This is a genomic window from Bradyrhizobium sacchari, assembly GCF_002068095.1.
Lineage (GTDB): Bacteria > Pseudomonadota > Alphaproteobacteria > Rhizobiales > Xanthobacteraceae > Bradyrhizobium > Bradyrhizobium sacchari.
In genome coordinates, this window is sequence record NZ_LWIG01000028.1 from 1 (window position 1) to 23,065 (window position 23,065).

Here is a 23,065-nt window from a genome sequence, read left to right on the forward strand (position 1 = left end):
CTATTATCAGTTCTTCTGCGGCGAGGAGTGTTTCCAGCACCGTCCGGTGTTCGATCGCTGTTGACGCGCTGGCGCAACCGGATGGGCGAGGAGCGCCTGAAAGCCCTGCTGCAGGAGAGCCTGTCGGTCGCCGTCAGGACCAAGGCGATCAAGCTGTCCGAGCTCTCCCGGGTGATCGTGGACACGACTGGTGCAGCCCAAGAGCGTGATGTTCCCGACCGACGCCAAGCTTCTGAACCGGGCGCGCGAGAAGCTGGTGCGGCTGGCGCAACTGATAGGCGTCGAGTTGCGCCAGTCCTATGCGAGGGTCGGCAAGTTCGCCCTGATCAAGCATCAGCGCTACGCCCATGCCAGCAGTTCAAGCGTGCCAGGCGTGCGCTGAAGACGTTGCGCACCTATCTCGGCCGGGTGATGCGCGACATCAGCCGCAAGATCGCGGGCGACGCCGCGCTCGAGGGGAGGTTTTCGAAGCTGCTATTGCTGGCGCGCCGCATCCACGAGCAGCAGCAGCGCCAGAGCGGGACGAAGGTCTATTCGTTGCATGCGCCGGAGATCGAATGCATCGGCAAGGGCAAGGCCCATCGCCCTTACGAGTTAATGGCATGGACCACGCCCGTTCTCGGCGGCAAGGTCGAGCCCCGCGAGGCAGCAGCAGGAGCACAAGCCATGTCGAATACGAACATTGCCACAATCGGTATCGATCTCAGGAAGAATACATTCCATGTCGTGGGGCTCGATGCCACAGGGGCAATCATCCTACGCAAGAAGCGATTGAGAAATCAGCTTGACCAGTCGCTGGGCAATGTTCCGCGTTGTCTGATCGGAATGGAGGCGTGTGCAGGCGCACATCATCTGGGGCGCAAACTCGAGAAATTGGGCCATCAAGTACAGCTCTTGCCGGCACAGTACGTCAAACCATACCTCAAGGGTCACAAGAATGACTTTCGGGATGCGGAAGCGATCGCCGAGGCCGCTCAGCGCCCGACAATGAGGTTCGTCCCAGTGAAGTCAGCCGAACAACTTGATTTACAGGCACTCCACAGAGTTCGCAGTCGACTGGTGACGCAGAGAACGGCGGTCATCAATCAAATCCGGGGCTTTTTGCTTGTGCGAGGGCTACCAGTGCGGCAGGGAGCGGCAGCACTCCGACTGGCACTTCCTCAGATTCTCTCCGCGCCAAAGGACGGCTTATCGTCTCGAGTGATCCAGCTCATTCAAGACTTAGCCGAGGACTGGCGCTATCTCGACCGACGGGTCGCGTCAATGACGAAAGAAATCGACGAACTTGCTGATCAAGATCCACACTGTCGCCGCCTAATGAGTGCGCCCGGCGTCGGGCCGATCATCTCAAGCGCGATGGTCGCCGCCATCGGAACCGGTGATACCTTCCATAAAGGCCGAGACTTTGCAGCATGGCTTGGCCTGGTACCGAAGCAAATCTCGACCGGCGATCGAACCATTCTCGGGCGCATATCGAGGCGCGGTAATCGGTACCTGCGAACGCTGTTCATTCAAGGTGCCAGAGCCGTACTCCTGCACCGTCAGAGTTGGCCTCGGCATGGCTTCGCAGCCCGGTTGGAGGCAGCGTCGAAGCGGCTCCACTCCAATGTCTTGGTTGTTGCCCTGGCCGCAAAACTCGCGCGCATGGCCTGGAGCATGCTCGCAAAGGGCCGTGACTACGACGCCAACCGCCTGGGCCGCACCGCATAAGAAACAGGGCCGGAAAGGAAGGTCGGACTACACTAACCCGTCGAGGTTTGCGAGACGGAAAGAACGAATGGAGAAACGGTTCCACCGACACCTCTGAAGCCTGGTTCGACTCCAGGCCCTTCTTGAGGCCGGCGAGTTATTGAGGACAGAAGTGGGCGGATATCCATGATGGCTCGGGGCAACAGCCCCAAATTGAAGCCGGATAGATTGGCGCAAACCGCTTCATCCGTATGTCGATTCCTCTTGCAATGCGGGCGTGGTCCATAGATCGGCGTCAAGGTCTCCGTCGCAACCACGCTCAGCCACGCCCGGGGCGGCCAGTTCGTCACCCATGTGAAGGCGCTGCCCGGCAATCCCTATGACGGCCACACGCTGCAAACCGTCATCCCAGACATGGAAAAGCTCGTCGGCAACATCATCGAGCGGCTCATCCTTGACAAGGGATACCGCGGCCACAACGCGCCGCCGGACTACAAGTTCAGGGTCTTCATCTCGGGTCAGAAGCGAGGCGTCACGCCGTCGATCAAGCGCACCATGCGCCGCAGATCCGCCATCGAGCCTGTCATCGGCCATCTCAAGGCCGAGCACCGCATGGAACGCAACTATCTCTGGTTCAAGCACGGCGATGCCAACAATGCCGTGCTCGCTGTCGGCTACAACTTCCGCCGCCTCCTCCGCTTGCTCAGGCCTTTGTTGCACCAAATCCTGGCCGCACTCTTCACCCCGCCGCTGCTCAATCCGACCTGAAAATACGAATCTTCACGGTCGACTAACGCGGCCGATGGGGGCATTTTGCGAGTTCAGAGCGCGCATTGAGTGTCCGCCCGAGCCGCAAAACGGAGAAGGACAGGGAGAAGGGCAATCACAGCGCCGCTTGCATCATGTCGTAGCCGGGTGCCTCGATCGCAACCGTCATTGACCGCACGATCGTAGCAAAGCGCACCGGGCGATGCTCTGATGTCAAGCGCTCGGCCGTCGCTCTGGGGCGGACCCGCGTTGAGCAGCATTCAGGCTGGCACGCGGACGACCAGCATCCAAGGCTTCATCTAGTCCTGTCAGACGTGGCAGGTTGGCTACCGCGTTGTTGGAACTCTGACAACCTGCAAGGCCATTCCAAGAGCAAGCTGTTAGTTGGACGCGCTTTCTCACGCCTCGCGCACGGAGGCTACGACTTGGCACACCGATTGCTGTGTTGCGGAATGCCGCAGCCACAGCGTTCTTAGGCCTGTCGCCTGGAATTCCCGATGAGACCCGCTCCACCCGAGTTAACGACTCGACGCTGTTTGCGTTCAGAACTCCGAAAGCCCTAAACATCATGAAATAGAACTTATCGCCATTCTGGCTCGGCTTGGGACAGGTCGAGCTTTTAGCGAGAGGAGAAGGTAGGCATGATTTCCGAGGTGTTCATCACCTGTGCGGTCACGGGGGGCGGGAGCGGCCCGAAACATAGCCCGCATGTGCCGGTAACCCCGGAGCAGATTGCAAACTCGGCAATCGAGGCGGCGCGCGCAGGGGCGGCGCAGGTGCACATTCACGTGCGTGATCCCGAGACGGGGCAGGGCTCGCGAGAACCGGCGCTGTATCGGGAGGTTGTGCAGCGCATTCGAAAGTCAAATGTGAATCCGGTAATCAATCTGACTACGGGGATGGGGTGCGCTCTGGTGATGGGCGGGCCGGAGTCTCCGTTGCCGACCGCGGCCGGAACGGACATGGCAGGTGCGACTGAGCGGTTGGTGCACATCGAAGAGCTGCGCCCCGAGATCAGCACGTTGGATTGCGGAACGTTGAACTACGGCACTCGTGACGAGTTGATCGTGGTCAACACCCCCGCGACGGTGCGCGCAATGGCAGCACGCCTGCAAAAGCTGGGGGTGCGCCCTGAGCTTGAGGTGTTTGATACCGGTGATCTGGTGATGGTGCACGATTTGATAAAAACGGGGCTGATTGACGATCCGCCGCTGATCCAGCTGTGCATGGGGATTCCCTACGGCGCGCCGGGCGATCCGACCACGCTGTTGGCCCTGGTGCACCGGCTCCCGCCGCGCGCTATCTACTCAACCTTCTCAATTGGACGCATGCAGCTCCCGTATGTGGCGTTGGCACCCTTGCTCGGCGCAAACGTGCGAGTGGGGTTGGAGGACAACCTGTACCTCTCCCGCGGGCGGCTGGCGACTAATGCCGAACTCGTGCAGCGGGCGGTAGAAATTCTCGACCGGATCGGGGTGCGGGTGATGGGCCCAGATCAGGTGCGCGAGAGGCTCGCGCTCAAAGTTCATGGTTGAGAAATCCGATTGATGCCGAAGCGCTCAGACTCCTTTGAGAGCCAGCCGCGAGAGGTCAGGCTGCTGGGCGGGGCATCGGCGGCGGGTAGGCGCAGGGGGCGCTAACGGCGGCGGGGGCCTTGACCCTTAATCCGCTCCTCGAGACTGGGCTTTGGCCATCGTCGCTGCAGGCGGAGATGAATTCACCGAACGCCCTGCTCGCCGAGGACAAGCACTTCAGTTCTTCAACGTGCTCGCGCGAGAAACACGACAAAGGGTTGACGGCCACGGGCGAGCAGGGCTGTTCCCGGCCGGTAACATGTGGCTTGAATGCTCAAGAGGAGGGAATGATGTCGAAGGATGGATTGTGCGCGATCATTACAGGTTCTGCGTCAGGGCTTGGAGCGGCGACCGCGGGACTCTGGGCCAAACGCGGGGCGCGCATCGTGGTCAACTATTCCAACAGCCAGAAAGAAGCCGAGACAACGGCCGAAGCCTGCCGCAACGCGGGGGCTGCCGACGTCCTGGTGGTGCAGGGCGACGTCTCGCGCGATGAGGATTGCAGAAAGATCGTCGCAGCTGCGGCATCCTGGGGACGGCTCGATGTGCTCGTCAACAATGCCGGTATCACAAAACATGTGCCACATCGTGATCTCGACGGCCTCTCGGCCGAGGATTTTCAGCGCATCTATGCCGTCAACACCATCGGGCCGTACCAGATGATCCGTGCGGCGCGCTCGCTGCTCGAAATCGGCGCGAAAGTGAGCGGACGGCCGGCCGCGGTGGTGAACGTCTCATCGGTCGCAGCCATTAACGGGGACGGCTCATCGATCGCGTACTCAGCGAGCAAGGGCGCCCTGAATACCATGACGCTGCCGCTGGCGCGCGCGCTAGCGCCTTCCATTCGCGTCAACACGGTTTGTCCCGACTATATTGATACGCCCTGGTTCACCAAGGGCCGTGGCGAGGCGCGCGCCCGCGAGGTGCGGGATACAGTGCTGGCGCGTGTGCCGCTCGAGGTTGTCTCCACAGCTGAGGATGTAGCACAGCTCGTCTGCTTCCTCGCAAGCCCGGAATCGAACAATATGACCGGCGAATGCGTCCGCATTGACGCTGGCATGCATCTGATCTTGTGAGGACGCGAAAGCTCTCTCGTCGCCATGTCCCGGGTTGTCCTAGCACGTCTGTGCATGCGGCACGGGCCGAGTCCGATCAGGCGCGCTCGCGGGCCAATGCGCGCCTGCTGGCGGAAAGCAGCAGGTGTACTTCCGCGTCCTCGTGGAATGGCTGGACGCATTTATCCGCTTCCAGGCGTAAGGTCCTCAAGGCATGGACGGCAGTAAAGATTTCGGGAAGATAGTGGCGATCATCTCTCGTACCGAGCTCGAATCTTACCTGATGTTGACGGATGACGAGCCCTGTTCTTGCTATGAACCGCGGCGTACGAAAAGTGTGAAGACCTCGTAGAGGATCTTCCCGGGGCGATTGCATTCGGGTTTCGGCTATCTCAGCCCGCGACAGCTCGAGAATCAAGGTATCCGCATGGCGGTCAAATCAGCCGCCTGCCGCAGTCCGGTCTTAAGAACCCACTCCAGATCGTCTCGTGCGCAGGGGCGTCGTCAAAAAGTCCCTTAGCACCGAAGGAATTTCCCCGTCGGACTTACCCTCTAGCTGAGATGCTTCTCTTCACCAAGACTTGAGGCAGTCACTATTGAGTTGATCCAGGTTGACGATGCGCCCAGGCGCCTCCATATGTCTCCGCGAAGCGGGGCGCCTTGGCGATCTGCGGCCCTCCCTTATCCGCATCGGTAGGCGCACCAGATTGTAGGCGGCAGGAAACGTAAAAGCCCACTCGACGTGATCGCCACCAGCGGAAGCTGGTCTTCTCTTGTCCGGCGACCGTCTTGAATCTGCCGAATATCTCCTCGGCACCCGCTGGTGCTCTGTGCAGGATGCGGGGTCTCGTTTGTCGAGCGCAGCTCGTCGACGAAGTCTTCCGCAACGACTTTGTCGACGCCGGGGTGACCGCCGGCGGGCGGTCAGCACGGTCGCCAAAAACTCGACCGCGACGTCGCTCTTCCGGCAGCCAGTCGCGGCCCTGCTCGGAGCACTGGTACGTTCACGCTTAAATTGTCCAACATAACGTGGTCTGCACGTTCTCAAATGTGTCGCCGCCCGCTCTGCTGGAGGGATGATGATGTCGGTTGAACCCCACCGTGCGGTCACCTGTTCAATCGAGGCATCTAGCGAGGAAAGAGTTCAATTCCACGTGTTTAGAGTTACCGCCAAACGGCGCAGAGCTTTGTCGAGTAATCCGAGATCGATGCCGTAGGAGAGCCGGACCCCAACGGGGTCGCCATAGGCTGTGCCCGAAATTGCTACGACACCAGCATCCATCAGCAACACGTTAACGACGTCATCGGCATTGATGTCACGGCCATGAGCGTTGACGCGTCGCAACCATCGGGTGAGATCGAGATAAAAGTAGAATCCACCCTGGGCGGCAGGTTGGGGTACCGATGTTAGCGTCGAAAGTATGGAGAGACCGAGCGACCGCGCGTTGCTAACATGGCGCTGCAGTCGTAGTTCGAAGGCAGAGTCGGCGGACTCGAGGTGATGGAGAAGCGCATGCTGGCCGGTGAGATTGGGAGAGGATGTATCGGCTTGTAGCGCCCTAACCGCGCTGATAATTGCCTTGGGGCCAGCTAGATAGCCAATTCGCCAGCCGGTTGGAGCCAGTGACGTGGACAGCGAATTGACGAGCAAAGTACGAGCGCGTACCCGAGGAGTCACCGAGACGATCTGGTGATGGGTATGTGGGGCATGGATGAAATTCCCGCAGCATTCATCGAAGATGATCCAGAGATTCCGGTCGATCGCGAGTTGAGCAATGTCACCAAGAGTGGTACGGTTGTAGATCGCGCCGGTCGGATTGCTCGGCGTGTTGACCACGATCGCCTTAGTCTTTTCTGTAATAGCGGCCGTGAGGTCACTAAGCTTGGGTAGATAGTTGTTATGGCGGGTCTCGATGAAGACCGGCGTGCCGCCCGCAATGCCGATCTGGGCCGGCAGAGGGGTCCAGTAAGGGGCGGGGATCAGCACTTCGTCTCCGGGATTCAGAAGAACCATGACTGCATTGAAGAGTGACTGTTTGGCGCCGCTCGTCACCGCGATTTCGTCTGCCGACCACGGCTGGGCGGTCTCGTCGGAAATCTTGCGAGCAAGCGCATTGCGCAACTCCGGCAGATCGACTGCGTCGGTGTGGCGGCTGAGGTTGCGATTTATCGCGGCGATCGCGCCCTCGCGTATCGATGGAGCTAATTCGCTGCAGATCTCTTCAATGCTTAAGTCGATAATGTGGTCGCTGCATGCGGCAATTGCTTCGGCGGCAGTCCACGTCGCTGTCGCCGACGATTTCAGAAACATTGTCCGTTTCGCCAGCATGCGAGTTCTCTCCGAATGCGGCGTTTTGGAGCCGCGAGACCATGGCTCGATAGATATCCTGAGTGAGGGGCTCGGCCGTGAGAAGCCGCTGAACCTTTAGAGTTGACGAATAAATCCATAAGATTGTCCGGCTTATGCCGGGGCTCAGCATGTCATGGCTGGTCTTGCGTTTGGATGCTCCAACGATCCCCCTGGCGGCTTCGGTGAAGTTCACGGCAGCCGCGTTGATATTCGCGGTTTTGGAGTTACGGAGCACATACCCTTCATTGGATTTAATTGGACTAATCGGGCAGGTTCCATCGGTAACTATTTGACGGCCGTTCGCGGTGACATGTTTCTCTTTGTTCGAGCAATCGGCATGCCACTCGGTGAGTTTGATCGGCCAGCCTTGCTGGACGAAGGAGTTGCGCATGCCTACCAACCGCCGCTGTGGAGTTGCGGTGCCGCGCTTTGTTGGTGCCGCGACTGTGGCGTTCTCGCCTGCACGGGTCGTCGATCCGTGTTCGGCCGATTCGTTAGCTCCTGAACCGTTCGGGAAAGAAGCCGCGGCCGACAAAATCTCCGACCGGAGAGCGGCCGCTCGGCTGTTCACGCTGCAATAGGCCAGGCGGCAGGCCTGCGCCGTCGCTCTTACGTCCAACGGCGATCGCGATCTCGACCGCAAAACCCTCGGGCACCCTAAGCATCCTGCGCGCCCTCCCCAAGTTAAATCCACTCATGCCGTGTGCAGCCCAACCTGCGGCCGTTGCCTGATTGGCAAAGTTCGCCCAGGCGGCTCCGCTGTCGAAGGAATGCGTGCGCGAGAATAGCCGTTCGGTCTTCCCGGGTGGCGCAAACTCTTTCCTCGACAGTAGATAGATTAGAGCGGCCGCGTGGCGCGCCCAACCTTGGTTGAACTCGATCAAAGGAGCAAGAAAGGCTTCGAATTCTGACTGGCCGCGCAAGGCATAGACAAAGCGCCATGGCTGGGAATTGAACGCCGATGGCGCCCACCGAGCGGCCTCGAAGAAGGTGTTCAGGACCCTTTCGGGAAGCGGATCCTGAGTGAAGCCGCGCGGTGACCAGCGGTCGACGAATATCCGGTCTACGGGGTGATCGGGATCACGGAGTTTGGAGGCCGTCTCTTGAATATTCATCCGCTTCTCCTTCTTCTTGGCACTCGGTGGCATGGCAGGGCGTGTCGCGAGCCCGGCGCCTCGACCGAATCCGTCCGCTTCGCGAGAGATCGATTTCCATTGCTGCTACCGATGATGATCGCACTGTCCAAACCGGATGTCCCGCGTGAACGCAATCATGGTATTGACGATTTGCTCTCTTGGATGCGTAGCAAAGTGCAGCCACTCGACATTCCCGAATTGCTTGGATTTGAGAGGCCATGCGTCTGGAGCTGATGATTTGCGGACTGGCGGTAATATAGAGCTCGATTTCGCGCGGCAACTCGACGATGGTCTCCGGATGATGGCCATTCGCGCGCAATGCGTATTTGAACGCATGGGCACGGTTCACGAAGACGCCGCCAAAAACGCCATTCTGTTCGCGGACAATCCAGTTGCCGCGACGATTTCTGCCAACAAAGACGCCCGGCGCTGCGGGGCTGCACGAAGGAGGTTCGACAAGCTTCATGATCAGCATCCTTCCATAAGCCTGAATGGTATGTTCCTCAGCCGACGTTTGCTGAATCCATACCGTTCATAGGTCTCTAGCACGGAAACGTGAGTTACATCGCTCCAAAGCGACTCTCGTTAAAGGTGGCAGCTTGCTCCGACGTGCAGCATTGCGTTTGGCCCTTTGCTGTTGCAAGTGACAACAGACCCGCTCAGCCCGGCGAAGGTCGCCGCACACCGCGACGGTGATATTCGTTGCTTCGGCGTTGCGACTTACAAGCGTCGTCAACGCATTCTTCAGGATCGATCGGGCGAGGTGTCATTGGTAGCTTCCCGAAATGAACCAACCGTATCGGCGGCTTCTCCCTCGTTTTAGCAATAGGCGTGCCATTTTGCAGAATCTGATGCGCGCATTGCTTTACGCGTGCACGTCTGACACCGTACCCTTGGACACGCTGATAGGGTCAACGGCTTCGCGAACTTCGAGAGCAATGGAATGTGTGTTACGCGACAAATCATCTTGCGAAACCGGCATCCCGGACTACCAGAAGGGTGGGAGAAGTTCCTGCTCGATAGCGCGCAGATGAAGAAGAGCTGTGCGTACAAATCGGCGCTTGCCGAGAACGCTCTGCTCATGGATGCACGCTTGTGGTCATGGGGATGACCACACGACGTTTACGGAGTAGGAAATGAACGGCTCATCGCTGCCGATGCCGCGGGTGAAAATGCCGGTTGAGCCGAGGCGGCATGTCGGGAGCTCGTAGACTGGCTTGGCTGCCGCCAGGGCGTGCGTGTGCGTCTTTCCGAAACCGAACGCACGTGATGTCTAGACCCCGCCAAGCTGTTTGGACCGCGACATTGCGCCCGCAACTATTGTCGGCGTCTCGCCGCGTCGCATTGGCATAAATTCTGCTTCACCCTTTCTGGAGAGCCGGAAGGACGCCATGCCAGTCAATAGTCCGGTTCCCATTGTCTTCAACCACGCGAGAATTTGCGCATCTTTCCACTGCAATTCATTGCGAGCACTGCTATGTTCCCGAAGAGTACCTAGAGTACAAGTGGCTGTTGGAGCCTTCACAGTTATACGAGGAGATGAGAGATTTCGTCGACCTTCGCGTCGACAGATATTCCCTCAGAAAAGTCTCGTTGCCGGGTGGCGGCCGCTTCTCAAGCGCGTGTTTCCGCGCGCGGCGGCTCCGTGATGGCCCATGCGAATAAGCGAGGCTTCACGTGCAACTGAACACAGGAGGGCTCGGCCAGGTACGGATTTCTGATGTAGTCTCAATTTTCGAGGATCCCAAGAAGCTGGCCTTCCAGTTCAGCTTTGACGGTGCAAAGCGGGAGACCGTGGACCGCTTTCGGGGCAAGTCGGGTGTTTACGACTCCGCACTCCGGCAGATGGCGGAGGCGGTCAATTGCGGGTGTTGGTGCAAGCCAGGATGACAGCCAACCGGCACAACATCGATGAGGCGCTGGACGCCTATCGGTTTCTGTCGTCGGTCGGCATCGACTCCTTCAGGACCAAGCGTCCCTGCGGGTGTTGCCCTCGGCAATGAGGATGCGCGCTTGAGCTCGGCTGACAAAATTCGAGAACTGCAGGAAGCCCTGAGGGGGATTGCTGCGCAGCCCAGCTCAGCGCGCCTTGAAGTGCCGCCGCCGATTTTCGTCGATACCTCGCAGCCGCGGCCAAACGGCAGATATACCAAATGCGACTGTGGTACCACCGCTGTCTATCTCTCTACAAACGGCGATTTGTATCCCTGTTCCTTCATCGTCGGGGATCCCGATAGCCGCGAGTTCCTCCTCGGCAATATCCGATCGCGGGAATTCGACCTGGCGAAGGTTTGGCGTACCTCGCCGGCTCTCGAGAAAGTCCGGGCGAACAGTAGCTGCGGCCAACGCCCGAGCCAGGTCGCCCTCCTGAAGAATGTCGAGAGCCGTGCGCTTGCCTGTGCCTGACCAAGCGATCGATGAATGAAAAGCGGTCTCCATATCGGAGGTCCTAGACGCGCGAGGAGGCGGTATCACGGCGTGTCAGAACCTAGCCTGGTCGCCCCCGTGTCTGGCCTCATCATGTCCGAAGTCTGATCGAGGCAAAAGCGAGAGAGTATCAGAAGGCATGCGAGGAGATATCATTCTTGTCGGGCTCGGTCCTTACGCCCGGGCGAAGTATATCTCTCTGATCGAGGACCCCATTGCCAGCGGTCGAGCATCCGCCTGCCATGTTGTCGAGCTCGAGAGTATGCGAGACGATGTGAATGCCCTTTTCCGAACGCGCATGCAAGCCGGCGAGCCTTTCATGGGTACCGGATCTGAGGCGGCACGCGATCTGGTATTCCGGCCATGGGGAGGACGTCCTTATAGCTCGCGCGTCCCGGCGCAAAAGTCATCATCTCGACCGAACCCAAGGCCCATTTGGGCTACCTTCGCGCGGCTCTTAAGCGGCATGACAGGCTTCCGTCAAATCGCATGCTATTGCAAGCGGCCGCAACGCGAGTGATTTTCGATCGGCCTCGGCAGAAAGAAGAACATTGAGGCTCGATCTAAGCTCGATCCGGTTGGACTATCAAGCTTCCTCTCCTACCGTGCTGTCTACGGCGAGCGGACGTTGTTTGCAGATGTTCGAAAGCTGCCACCTGGAAGCTGGTTGAAAATCACGGCTCAATCGCACGAGCTCACACGTTGGTGGGATACTGCCCGCCTCGATAATGGTGGTGATTGCAGTTCTCTCGAAACGTTGATCGGCAGCGCTGTGGAGGGAACATTTGCTGCCCCACACTCGCGGCGTTGCTTTCCGGAGGTCTCACCTCCAGTGTGTTGGGTTTCGAGCTTTCAACGCACTCGGCACAAAAGCCGACATGCTTACTGGAATGGTAGGCGGTGATGTGTACGGTGAAAGCCCTTATGCTGTCGAGGTAGCAGAATCCCTCAAGCTCGCCCACGTCCTGGTTCGGCTGCCTGGGGCAACGAGCCTGGATGTCGTTAAGCGCCTCACCGCATTACGTGGTCATCCAGAGCCGGCTGCCGGCCACCAAAGCCAGCCCCTCGCGAGGCGGGCGTGGCGCTCCCAACCGTACAAGCCCACAAGACAGACAAAGAGTGCCAGCGAATTGCCAAATATCGTGATGACAAGCAGTGCGGTCATCATGAACGGCACGGCAGCCTGCATATCGACGAGTGCCATGAGTCCCTCGTCGATCAGTCCGGCAAGCTCGGCAGCGAGGAAGCCCAACGAAACGCCCAAGGCTTCCGATGGCGCTCCACTCATCGCCGACACCCTCCCGCTTTCCGCTGTCATGGCCGAACACGAACGAAGTGCAGACCTGTCGTTTGTTCTCACCGATTGCGGCGCGGCTAATCGGAGCGCTTCACACGATGCTGTGTACTACGATTGGCCTATCCGATCGGCGTTGGCATGCACGGGGGGCTTTCGGCGCATGAGTTGTCTTCATTATGCATCCTTGCTGGCAATGCCTTTATAAGCGGAGTTGTTGCTACCCCTTCAGTGCGCCGGGCAACTGTCTTCCGGGAGCGTTACCGACAACGTCTTTATCTGAGGGGAGCGGCCATAACCCGGCTCGCGCAACCGAAGAATGATCACCTGACGCTGATCCGACGCAATTGAAAGCCTGAACCAAGGACCATTTGGCCTATGTAGCAGGGAAAGCGCGGGGAGTTTGTTCGGTCGAACATCGAAGAAGCCATTGCCTCGAGCCGATTTTGGCCAGGCGAAAAACTTCCGAACGACGTAGAGCTTGCTCTGGAACATGGTGTCAACCGGCACACCGTAAGATATGCCATTCGGGCACTTGAGCAGGAGACTGCTCCGCCAAGAATCAGCTTCAGATTCGACTTCAGAGAGATTGGTTCCCCAGAGCAGTCGCGTGCAGGAAAGCCTCGATCCGGAAAAGCGCAAACGAGCAAATCAAAATCGTCTGCCTCCTTCAAGGTCTAGGTATAGTCCCATTTCCGCAGTCAAAGCGCAGCCGGCCAAATAACTGTTCCGCTACAATCATCGCTCGAAGCAGGCAGTTTCCCGCTACATGCCGGGACGCACTGCAGGCGTTCAGCTGGATCAATCGGCCGCCGCGCTGGTTGCGGCTCATCACCGTCAAGCTTGCGGTTCGTAGGTGTTCTTCCGGCGGCCGACGTCAGGGGCAGCCGACGTCAGAGGCAGCCGCGAATGTCCTGAAGAGAGCCGACGGCAACCTTCCGGACCGTCGTGAATCTCACCCGCGGACGGTTGGATCGAACGTGTCAGCTTTTGCGAAGATGCGCTCGGCGATACGCAGATCTTCTGCGTCATCGATTTCGTACCACCTGAGATCATCGCATCTCACGGCAGCAAGCTGCAGGCCTTGTGTTTCCACGAGATAGGAAAGAAGCTCCTCAGTGTAGGCCCGGGTAGCTCCGGCCTTGATCATATCGTGTAAGGCCGGAACGACCTCTGTCCGCAGAGTAGACGCGGACAGCCGTAATAGATTTATCGTCTTGTAAAGAGGCGGGTCATCCGCGATGAGATTTCTCGCTGTCTGTTTCAAGCGAAATTGTGAAATGAAGCCAAGATCGGACAACAGGACCGCTGATCCCTGCATTAGCTCATGGAAGGGAGCGACAGCAGCCGCGTCCGACGCTTCGCTAATGATCAGCTGCCGCAATACATTTTCCTCGAAGAAGACGTCGCCCTCAAGAAGGAAGTGGTCCCCGGAAACGAGCGCGTCACGCGCCAGCCAGAGCGAATAGGCGCTCCCAGTACGGTCGTAAACAGGGGATTCGACGTATTTGATCGTAACATCGCCAAAGCGGCTGCCACAGGCGTCTTGGATCGCCTCTTTGCGATACCCGACAACAATCGTCACCTGTTCCACGCCGACACGCCCAAGATTATGTAGCGCGTTGTGCAGGATGGGAGTGCCATGGATTTGGACTAGAGGTTTCGGGTTTAGATCCGTTAGCGGTCGCAGTCGAGAGCCCACTCCGGCGGCGAGAATAAGAGCATGCTTGGGAGCATTCAGCGGCATTTCATTCGCCTTCTTCATCCCGAGTGTCGCTCCGCAAGCATCGTGAACTCCTCTGTTAGTGTTACCTGCCGTAGACTTGTCCGACCACACCAGATATTGAAGGGGGTGTGTGAATTGTCATCAACGCATACACCTGCATCAGCCGCTGTGTGAGCTGCCTTGAGTATCAGAGACAGATATTTAGCCATGCCCGGAGCTGTCCAGGATGTTGGGTCGTGGCTTTGCTGGGTGACACTGGAGGAGACCGACGAGAAGTCAGAGGCGGATCGGCCGGGTTTTGAAGGAAGGACACTTTAGGTGCCACCCCTGCTGACATGGACTAGCTGGGCTGCAGATATTGCTTTTCGGCCGCGGCGAGTTCGTCATACCGCAGGAGCTCGAATATCTCACTCAGCGGCGCGATATCCGATTCGATGCTCGCAACGCTCTCTTGAGCTGCGATGCGATCGCAGATGCGCCGCATTGCAGCTGCCGCAGCTCGCATGGATTGATTGGCCCAGACGACTGTGGAGATGCGCGCATCACGATAGACCGAGACTGGAGTTCGATAGTATGTCGTCGGAACAATCACGACAGGTAGCCGGTTTCTCCACTCGGTGACGAACGAAAGCATCTCATTCGCGGTACTCTTCCGCGAGTGAATCAAGATTGCATCGGCTCCTGCGTCGGCATAAGCATGAGCGCGCAAGATGGCTTCGTCCAATCCATGGCCGGCGATCAGCGCTTCGATCCTGGCGACGAGGACAAGTTGTTCGGCCACTGCATCCTTCACAGCCCGTAGACGACCGGAGAATTCATCGATATCGGGGAGTGGATGCCGCTCGCCAACGAGCGAGTTCATTTTGGGAAAGCAGCTGTCCTCAAGCGAGACGCCCGCCGCGCCAGCCTGACGGAGTTTGCGTGCGAGGAGGCGAGCATTGTTGAAATTGCCGAAGCCGCCGTCACCGTCAACGAGCACGGGTAGCTCGGTTGAGTCCACTATGCGTTCCACGCTCTGGACGAGCTGGGTCCATGAAGCTTCATTGGCATCGCGATAGCCGAGCGAGCTGGCAATCGACAGGCCAGACGCCCAGAGCGCCTTGAATCCTGAGCGCTGGGCGATTGTTGCGGATAGGCCATCATGCGCTTCCATCAGAAACGAGAGCTCATCATTCGAGCAGACCTGGGCGCGAAGCATTTCGACTGCCGGCGGCTGTGCGTATTGACGACCTGCGGCAGGCCGAACGGCTTGTGGTTGATACTGCATGCCTAAATCCTGGAAGCCGATCTTCGATTGGCGCCAATGTCACTGTTCATATCTCTTCAACGTGACGCCGATCAATGACCAGCATTGGTAGTTTATTGAGACGCGCAGACTTGCATCATTGCCATAGACTTGGCGGCTGAACGCGAAGCTTCGTTATGGGTTGATGAGCGTCGTGCCTAACGGCTGAAGAAGGGGCGTTGATGCAAGTTGAAATGACCTGGGTTCCCAAACCTGGTGCACGGCCCCTAGAGAGAATTCCGCACTCCGTGCCGGGGAGGAGCGCTTAGTGAAGGGGTGATATCCGGCTCGCATAGAGTTGGACACAAATATCGAGAGCCACGATTGTCGTAGTGCTGCTGTCGGGTTAATGACATATGTCGCAAGCCCTACGACAGGGCTGCAGTGGGATGGCGGCCTCGCGCGAACGTCGCGGCAATCGGCGAGAATTTATCCTGCCTCGCCGATGTTTGCTGTCGCCACTGAGTGGCATGGCTTTTGCCGGTGCCTCTCCTGATCTCTCGAGTCTAGGAGAAATTCATGGCGGATGCGCAAGAAGTTGTGCTGTCGGAACGGGAAAGACAGTGTTTGCGATGGGTGGAGAAGGGGAAGTCATCCTGGGCCATCGCAGTCATCCTGAGCGTGAGCGATAACACCGTCAACTTTCATATCAAGAATGCGATGCGAAAGCTGGATACAACCAGCCGGACCCAGTGCGTCGTCGAGGCGCGGCGTTTGGGTCTTATTTAGTGGCGGCCGCGGTTCCTTTGCGCTGATGCAGATCGAACGAAATGTAAGGGGCGACCGTGGGTTGCTCCGGCCGAAACCGAAGCGACTTACGCGGCCGCAGCTGTAGATCATAATATAGGCCCTGTTACTATGAACAGGCGCGCTTCTGTTTCGTCGCCGATTGTCGCGGGCCGCTGTAGATTACGAGCCGAGGTGAGACAGGGGCGCATAACGCTCTTGAAAGCTCGATGGCCGTCAGGATTCTTTGTGTTAACGTCGTGATCGATCCGGCCCCCCTGCTGCGGACGCGGATATGTGTGTCGCAAGTTGAAGAGAGGTTGATCGTAGCGGCTTAGGTACTGAAGTCGTGCTCATAGGAACGGCGGAGTAGACGGCCTAGGACGGACGCGAAGACCGCAGTGATAGTTCGCAAATGTAGTTCCAAAAGCGTGCTGCTGGTAGACGTTGCACCATCCTCTAGCGTTCTGCGCGTTCAACCAAGTGCGGGCGATCCTCGCAACCTCGTTAGCTACCTGAACTATCCTTTCGCGGACCGGTAACGCGAAGGTTGCGTTTCTTGATAATCTAGCGCATTCGCATCATAAGCTCGACATGTTTGCGGCGGGCCGCGATCTGGGTGTTTCTGGAAAGGCAGGCGACCCGAAGTCGATGTGACTGAGTGGGACCACGGTCAGAGGGCGTCGAATTGGCAGTATCGGGGCGGCGTGTAGGAGGATTCGAGGGGCGCAACGCGACCACAAATCGCTACGCAATGAACAGCTCATATAGATCTCCGCGAGGTGGGTACGGAGCCATTAACGACGCACGCCCGTTCAACTGGTCAACCATGCGAGCTGCAATTTCGCCGTCGCATAGTAGGGGCCGGCCGCATTGTTCGTGCCGCCGGCAGAGCATCAAGCCGACCACATCGGAGGTATCCTCCTCACGGTATGAAAGGAGGCATGTCATGGGAAGGGGATCGTATCGCCGCCCAGGGCCGCAACTTGTTAGAGCCAAGGTCGTGGCCGCGGCGGCTTGAAAGAAGCTTCTCTGCAGGTTTCTACCTCGTATCGGATGCGCGCTGACGCGCCACGGAGGACGATGCCAGGAGCCCTATGATGGCCGTCTATATCGTACCGTCGGGATGCCGGAGCGGGCGGCCGCCGAAGAATCTGATCTGGTGCGCGTACCTGTTGTTGATTTTTGGCTCAATCTCAAGACGTGTTGCAACGTAGGCCGTTTCTAGGACGCTTTTACTCTCCTCGGCTCGAGCGCAATCCTCTCGGCAATCAGTCAAGGAACCGATCTTTCGGCGTGACTAGTGGGTTTCGCGAGAAAGAGGTCGTCCAAATCGGCAACGTTGCGCTTGCAGTTAAACGTCGGAGCTCGCCATGCACACCACCCTTGCCGATGTCGACCTGGCTCTGATCAATGCTCTGCTCTTCGTGGGGATGATGCCCGTCGACAAGTCTGCCCGATGACGCCAGCGAGAAGGAACAAGCTCATATGCGGAGGAAAGCAGCATTGCTGCGTCCCGGGTTGTTGCCACTGAAGATCAAAAACGCTGGCGCTGTCTGGCAGGCGGTTGGCCGAGACGCTGTGATGTCCGCTTGGCAATAATGTCGGCAACCGAACAGGGGCGCGCAGCTCCGAACGGCTGAAACTTGCGACTCTTTAGCCGGCACGCAGCTTGCAGTGAATAGATCCGCGACATAGCCCAAGCGGCGCTGTGTCACGCGCTTGCGTGCTTTCCGCCGCGTCTGCTTGACGCGCAAGGGCCCGCGAGCGTGGCCGCTGGACCTCAGCCGGAGCAAGTCCATGAAAACATCACTCTTGTCCGCCACGCCGCTTTCGAATCCCGCTTCACTTCCACGGGGCTTTCACAGGAGCGAACGGAGCGGTGACTGATGACGCATTCCTTTGGCTCGAGGAGATCGAAGGGCCAGACGCAGTGGCTTGGGCCCGCGCCGAGAACGAGAAGACCCTCGGGGTGCTCCAGTCAGATCCTCGCTATGGGCACTTCTACGAACAGGCGCTCTCCATCCTGGAGGCCAAGGATAGGATCGCATACGTTTCGTTGGGACGGCGCGGTTTGGAGAATTTCTGGCAAGACGAGACCCAGGTGCGCGGCGTCTGGCGGCGCACCAGGCTCGAGAGCTATCGTAGCAAAGACCCACAGTGGGAAACCATTCTCGACGTGGACGCCTTGGCGGTCGCCGAGAACAGGAATTGGATCTTTCAAGGTAGCGGCTGCCTTCCGCCTGAAGAGCGCCTCTGCCTGATTAGTCTTTCCGATGGCGGCAAGGATGCCGCGTCCATAAGAGAGTTCGACTGCGACGCCAAGACCTTCGTTGCGGATGGTTTTTATCTCCCGGAGGGCAAGCAGCACGTCAGCTGGGTCGATCGTGACACACTCTTTGTTGCACGGGACTGGGGCGAGGGGACTTTGACGCAAGCCGGCTACCCCTTTGTGGTGAAGGAGCTCAAGCGCGCTCAGCCGCTCAGTGAGGCTCGCGAGATGTTTCGTGGCGAGCCCACCGACGTTCTGACGTCCCCCTTCGTGCTTCGTGACAGCGAGGGCAATATTCATGCGACCGGCGCGATCCGCGCAATCAGCTCTTTCGAGTCCGAGTATGTGGTCTTCCGCCCCGATGGGCCCGTCAAGCTCAATCTACCGAAGAAGGCCGCGATAATCGGTCTCCTCGGTGGTTGCCTGCTTGTAAGGCTTGATGAAGATTGGACGGCGCCAGGCGATATCAGCTTCGCCGCCGGATCGCTGATTTCGTATGACCTGGCCGAATGGAAAAAGGATCCGCTGCGCGCCAAAGCCTCGCTCGTCTTCGAACCTGGGCCCCGCCAGGCCCTCAGCGGGTTAGGCGCCACAAAGAATTTGTTGATCATGACGATCCTTGAGAACGTTCAGAGCAAAGCGTTCGCTTATAAGTACGATCAGGGAGCTTGGTCGGCGACGCCGATCCCACTGCCGGAACATGCAAATGTCAGCCTGTCAGCCACCTCCGATGAAGCGGACCAGGCGATGTTCGCGGTCTCGAGCTATCTCAGACCAACCTCAGTCTGGTATTTTGATGCCGAAGGCAAAAGCCTTGAGGAATTGAAGACGACACCGGCTGCCTTCGATGTGTCCAACCATGTCGTGGAGCAGCTCGAAGCCAGTTCGCGTGATGGCACGTCAATTCCCTATTTTCTGGTGCGGCCGAAGAACGCAAGGTTTGACGGGACGATCCCGACACTTCTCTATGGCTATGGCGGTTTCCAGGCTTCGCTTCTGCCCTCTTATTTGGGACCGGTGGGGCGGCTCTGGCTTGAACAGGGCAATGCCTATGTCGTGGCGAACCTGCGCGGGGGCGGCGAGTTTGGTCCACACTGGCATCAAGCAGCCCAGGCGGCAACGAAGCAGACGACATGGGACGATTTCATTGCCGTTGCCGAGGACCTGATCCGCCGCAAGATCACAAGTCCGCGCCGGCTAGGCGCGATTGGCGGCAGCCAGGGCGGCCTGCTCGTTGGCGCCGCAATCACCCAACGTCCCGAACTCTTCAACGCGGCCATTGTCAAGGTGCCGCTGTTTGACATGCTTCGATACACCAAACTGGGCGCAGGCGCCTCCTGGATCGGCGAGTACGGTGACCCTGCCATTGCCGAGCAGCGTGCGTGGATCGAGCGCTACTCGCCCTACCAGAAGCTGATGACGGGCAAGACTTACCCCGCTCCCCTAATTCTTACCTCCACCAAGGATGACCGCGTTCATCCAGCGCACGGCCGCAAAGCTGCCGCGAAGCTCGCCGCGCTGGGCCAGCCTTACTTCTATTACGAGAACATCGACGGGGGACACAGTGCCGCGGCCAATCTCAGGGAATATGCGCGCCAACTGGCCCTTGAATACACCTATGCATCGAGGCGGCTTTGTTCTGAGTAAGTTCGGCGGACGGCCTGATCGAAGCAGATAAAATGCAGACCATTGGTTATCTCAACGTCTTCACGGTGCTTGGCTGAATTCGTCGAACCCAAGGCGAGAGGCTGAAGAGCCGCCCGGCGGCGCGACGAAGTTCGTCAGATGCGCAAGTTACCGGTTTGAACAGGATCCACCGTTGCCGAGCGGGTTTTCCGGCTTCCCAAACACAACATGACGAGCGGATAACTTGCCAAATGCGCTTCCTTCAGGATTGTCTCAGCAGACCCTGTTCGTTCGACAGGTCGCGACGTGCGGTTGACATCCGAAGACGAACAGTCAAAGGGCAGCCCTGCGGCCGTCCTCGTACTTGAGAAAGCGTGTCAGGTAGCTTCAATGCAGGCATGCGCGCATCGATAGTTTTGCTCGACGCTGTGAAGGAGTTCACGACCGCCCTGTTGTTCAACGTCGAAACCATCCGCCGGCTCTGGATGAGCGCGGCATGTTCGAGGCTCCGCAAGTCTTTAAGCGGGTCGCTCGCGGCGAGTGAAGCGAAGGTCAAAACGTCATCTAGGCTGAAGCCTCGAGGCGAAGTGTCGTCGACGTCAGGACGCTTTTGTCGCTTGCACAATGCGGCCGCAGCTAAACCACGTGATAAAAACAATCACGTGACCAGCGCAGCGACTCGTCTCTTGCCTACCCACTTGATGGCCGGGAGACTCTTCGCTAGATCATAACGGTTCACTATGGAGATGCCGCCGTGGCAATGGGTATTGTGAAGTGGTTCAACTCAACCAAAGGTTATGGGTTCATCAGGCCTGAGGACGGAAGTTCCGATGTCTTCGTGCACATCAGTGCCGTCGAAAAAGCCGGTTACACCACGCTCGAAGAGGGGGCCCGGGTAAGTTATCAGCTCAAGGCCGGGCGTACGGGTAAGATGTCAGCTGAGGATCTCCGGGTTGGCTGATCTGACCCGCCTTGTCTCTGCAAAGCGTGTTCTCGCACCTGTCCGGGGATGCCTTGTCACAGTGCTGGGCGTTCGGCCTTTCGACCTTCTCTTCCAGGCATGGGCTATCTCGCAAACCGGTTGAAAGCCTCGATCTCCCGAAGCCGTTGACCAATCGCTGCAGCCAGAGTTACAGCGTTTCCCAGCCAGTCGCAGTGCCAAATCGACCTTGTCACGGTCTATTTGCTCCAGCCAAAAATGGTTGTGCCGGTCGGCAGACCAGAACAACAGCCTTTTGACTTTCACGCTTCTGCAATTGTCCAGCAGCTTTTGCAGCTTGCGGGGATTGAGCTTGCAGAAGCCGTCAACAAGCATCTCGGCCTGGTGGAAGCTCTCGCTATGCGGCAGCTCGTCGAACAGCCGGGAGGTATGTTGGAGGAGGTTTAGCTTTCCATAACGCTCAGTCATATTAAGTATTTTAACTGTATTTTAAACCGGCCATTTCAACCGGCGCGGCGGAGCGCCGCGGGGGCCATCCTGAAGCGGTTATTCCTCACTGTGAAGGAGGATGAGAGCTTGTGAACCAAAAGCGGACGGCGCGCTCTCCGTCGGACAACCTGGCACCGGGCTGATCGCCGGCAAATGGCGAGAGATCCCCGACAAGGCCTCGCTCGAGCGCATCCTCAATGAGCTACCCCGCAAGCCTTTCCTCGTCGGCGAAGATGGCGTGTCGATGTCGCTTGCGGGTGAGCAGACGAAGCTCGCCATCGCTCTGGATGGCGACACCCTGTACATACCGATCGACGGCGCGCCGTCGACCCACATCATCAAGCCCGATGGCGAGCGCTTGCCTGGCGCCGTCCAGAACGAGGCATTCTGCCTAACGCTCGCGCGCATGATCGGAATCTCCACACCGACGGTGACGAGACCGGGACGGCAGGCGAACGTAGCTACCTGCTGGTTGAGCGCTATGACCGCCGTCATGACGGCAAGAGGTGGCGGCGGCTGCATCAGGAGGACTTCTGTCAAGCCCTGGGCCGACCGCCTGCTGCCAAGTGCCAGAACAACGATAGAGGCCTAAAGGACCATCATTGGCCGACATGGTCGGCGTGACCGAGCGCCACGTGACAGCACAGGAGACCGCCCGCTTCGTCGATCTTGCCATCTTCAATCCGGTGGTGTGGAACACGGATTCCTACCGCCAAAATTCCTCGCTGATGTTATCGGCTCGCGGCGCTACCATGGCGCCAGGTAACACATCGTCTGCGCGGCGCCATATCCGAAGATCACCCGCAACATGGCGCAGAAGACCGGCGGGCAAAAGCAGGCTGACAGCTCGGACGCAACCACTGGGAGCGCTTCGCCATCGACTGCAAACTCTCTCCAACGCAGACGATCCGGCGCGTCTCCGAGATCGCTCAGGCCGTGACGCACCATGCAATGGCGGCCAAGGCCGAGGTCGAAGCCGTGCCTGCCGGCGCGATCCCGTCCTGGACACTGTGGTCGAGGCGGTGATTTCGCGGGCACGCGGCTACCTGGAGCGGGTGAAACAAGCGGAGCCAGCGCCGGAGGGCGCAGCAGCCCCATCGCCCTAGGAATAGGCGCATGTCGCTAGAAAGCCGAGCCCGCCTGCCTCACCGGCGGAACACGTGGCTGCACATGTGCGCTCAAGGCTTCGGGGGCGCGTGCCCGACGATTTCCGCACAAGGATACGATCATCACACTCAAGGCGCTGCTCGAAGATGACGAAGGAGTTTACCCCGTAGCACCCGATCTTCCGCATCGCTTATGTCGCTCGGCGGCCCGCCGGATAGCAAGATGTCTGCTCCCGGCACGATATCCGCGACGTGGCGAAACCGCAAACGGCGGTTAATCGCAAGGACATGATGCGTACCGATCGAGTGGTAGAGCGCCCAGGTTACGGCGAGCTTCGTACTGATGTCGTAGCCTTCTTTTCCATCAAGGAGACGAACTCCGCAAGCCGCCGCGCCTTATGCTGGTCGTTGTCTCCAACTCTTGCCTCCAAATTCTTGCCTCTAAATTCTTGTTTCCAAACGCTTGGCCCGCTCCAGTTGCGAATCGCGGAGTGGTCATTGGATGCGTACCAGCCGCGGCACGGTCAACGTGCGATTCTTTGGATTTCTACCTTCGTCAAAGTTGCCGCTTACGTCGTGGCTCTCGCTTCGGAGCAATTGGC

The 23,065-nt window shown here is 58.7% G+C and carries 16 protein-coding genes and 4 pseudogenes; 12 read left to right on the forward strand and 8 right to left on the reverse strand.

The genetic code is table 11. From position 1 onward, the window contains the following. From A5906_RS26920 to A5906_RS26940, 5 genes and pseudogenes are all read left to right on the forward strand, one after another. Positions 1-594: pseudogene (locus A5906_RS26920) on the forward strand (transposase family protein); the annotation flags it as partial. Between the two features lie 72 nt (positions 595-666). Continuing rightward, complete coding sequence (locus A5906_RS26925; RefSeq protein ID WP_080138311.1) at positions 667-1,710, forward strand: IS110 family RNA-guided transposase; 1,044 nt, start codon at positions 667-669, stop codon at positions 1,708-1,710. Positions 1,711-1,980: 270 nt separating this feature from the next. Beyond that, a pseudogene (locus A5906_RS26930) lies at positions 1,981-2,457 on the forward strand (IS5/IS1182 family transposase); the annotation flags it as partial. Positions 2,458-3,098: 641 nt separating this feature from the next. Then, on the forward strand, positions 3,099-3,992 hold the full coding sequence (locus A5906_RS26935) for a beta-keto acid cleavage family enzyme (protein ID WP_080138292.1): 894 nt from the start codon (positions 3,099-3,101) through the stop codon (positions 3,990-3,992). A gap of 329 nt (positions 3,993-4,321) precedes the next feature. Beyond that, positions 4,322-5,107 (forward strand): SDR family NAD(P)-dependent oxidoreductase, encoded by a 786-nt coding sequence (locus tag A5906_RS26940; RefSeq protein WP_080138312.1) that lies wholly within the window; start codon positions 4,322-4,324, stop codon positions 5,105-5,107. 1,123 nt (positions 5,108-6,230) lie between these two features. Here A5906_RS26940 and A5906_RS26945 read toward each other — a convergent pair. From A5906_RS26945 to A5906_RS46210, 4 genes are all read right to left on the reverse strand, one after another. Further along, entirely contained in the window at positions 6,231-7,397 is a 1,167-nt protein-coding gene (locus A5906_RS26945; protein WP_245326923.1) for a pyridoxal phosphate-dependent aminotransferase, read from the reverse strand. After that, a complete protein-coding gene (locus A5906_RS42650; RefSeq protein WP_145680399.1) occupies positions 7,309-7,827 on the reverse strand; it encodes a hypothetical protein in 519 nt (172 codons plus the stop codon). Before A5906_RS42650 ends, A5906_RS26945 begins: the two co-directional genes overlap by 89 nt. A gap of 103 nt (positions 7,828-7,930) precedes the next feature. After that, positions 7,931-8,551 (reverse strand): nitroreductase family protein, encoded by a 621-nt coding sequence (locus A5906_RS26950; protein WP_080138294.1) that lies wholly within the window; start codon positions 8,549-8,551, stop codon positions 7,931-7,933. Then, a complete protein-coding gene (locus A5906_RS46210; RefSeq protein WP_347337621.1) occupies positions 8,517-9,038 on the reverse strand; it encodes a hypothetical protein in 522 nt (173 codons plus the stop codon). Before A5906_RS46210 ends, A5906_RS26950 begins: the two co-directional genes overlap by 35 nt. Positions 9,039-10,585: 1,547 nt before the next feature. Here A5906_RS46210 and A5906_RS26960 point away from each other — a divergent pair. Further along, entirely contained in the window at positions 10,586-10,978 is a 393-nt protein-coding gene (locus A5906_RS26960; protein WP_161495436.1) for an SPASM domain-containing protein, read from the forward strand. 1,048 nt (positions 10,979-12,026) lie between these two features. Here A5906_RS26960 and A5906_RS26965 read toward each other — a convergent pair. Beyond that, complete coding sequence (locus A5906_RS26965) at positions 12,027-12,287, reverse strand: ABC transporter permease family protein (RefSeq protein WP_136615509.1); 261 nt, start codon at positions 12,285-12,287, stop codon at positions 12,027-12,029. A gap of 417 nt (positions 12,288-12,704) precedes the next feature. On the opposite strand from A5906_RS26965, the pseudogene A5906_RS46425 reads away from it, so the two are divergent. Further along, positions 12,705-12,974: pseudogene (locus tag A5906_RS46425) on the forward strand (GntR family transcriptional regulator); the annotation flags it as partial. A gap of 274 nt (positions 12,975-13,248) precedes the next feature. Here A5906_RS46425 and A5906_RS26975 read toward each other — a convergent pair. Then, a complete protein-coding gene (locus tag A5906_RS26975; protein WP_080138314.1) occupies positions 13,249-14,040 on the reverse strand; it encodes a phosphocholine cytidylyltransferase family protein in 792 nt (263 codons plus the stop codon). Positions 14,041-14,359: 319 nt separating this feature from the next. Beyond that, a complete protein-coding gene (gene aepX / locus A5906_RS26980; RefSeq protein WP_080138297.1) occupies positions 14,360-15,217 on the reverse strand; it encodes a phosphoenolpyruvate mutase in 858 nt (285 codons plus the stop codon). Between the two features lie 606 nt (positions 15,218-15,823). Here aepX and A5906_RS26985 point away from each other — a divergent pair. The 3 genes from A5906_RS26985 to A5906_RS26995 all read left to right on the forward strand — a co-directional run bounded on the left by A5906_RS26985 (position 15,824) and on the right by A5906_RS26995 (position 20,889). Beyond that, the gene (locus A5906_RS26985; RefSeq protein WP_080138298.1) at positions 15,824-16,033 is read left to right on the forward strand and encodes a helix-turn-helix domain-containing protein; all 210 of its coding nucleotides are present in this window, start codon (positions 15,824-15,826) and stop codon (positions 16,031-16,033) included. A 1,879-nt stretch (positions 16,034-17,912) separates the two neighbouring features. Beyond that, the gene (locus A5906_RS26990; protein ID WP_201723798.1) at positions 17,913-19,949 is read left to right on the forward strand and encodes a prolyl oligopeptidase family serine peptidase; all 2,037 of its coding nucleotides are present in this window, start codon (positions 17,913-17,915) and stop codon (positions 19,947-19,949) included. A gap of 733 nt (positions 19,950-20,682) precedes the next feature. Beyond that, positions 20,683-20,889 (forward strand): cold-shock protein, encoded by a 207-nt coding sequence (locus A5906_RS26995; protein WP_080138299.1) that lies wholly within the window; start codon positions 20,683-20,685, stop codon positions 20,887-20,889. Here A5906_RS26995 and A5906_RS27000 read toward each other — a convergent pair. After that, positions 20,863-21,336 carry a type IV toxin-antitoxin system AbiEi family antitoxin domain-containing protein gene (locus A5906_RS27000; protein ID WP_080138300.1) on the reverse strand — a complete coding sequence of 158 codons (474 nt, stop codon included), beginning with the start codon at positions 21,334-21,336 and terminating at the stop codon, positions 20,863-20,865. The genes A5906_RS26995 and A5906_RS27000 overlap by 27 nt on opposite strands. Before the next feature lie 265 nt (positions 21,337-21,601). On the opposite strand from A5906_RS27000, the pseudogene A5906_RS46430 reads away from it, so the two are divergent. Together A5906_RS46430 and A5906_RS46435 are read left to right on the forward strand one after the other, a co-directional pair. Next, positions 21,602-21,778 (forward strand): annotated as a pseudogene (locus A5906_RS46430) (HipA domain-containing protein); the annotation flags it as partial. Positions 21,779-21,825: 47 nt separating this feature from the next. After that, positions 21,826-21,981 (forward strand): HipA domain-containing protein, encoded by a 156-nt coding sequence (locus tag A5906_RS46435; RefSeq protein ID WP_430642419.1) that lies wholly within the window; start codon positions 21,826-21,828, stop codon positions 21,979-21,981. Positions 21,982-23,065 lie beyond the last annotated feature (1,084 nt).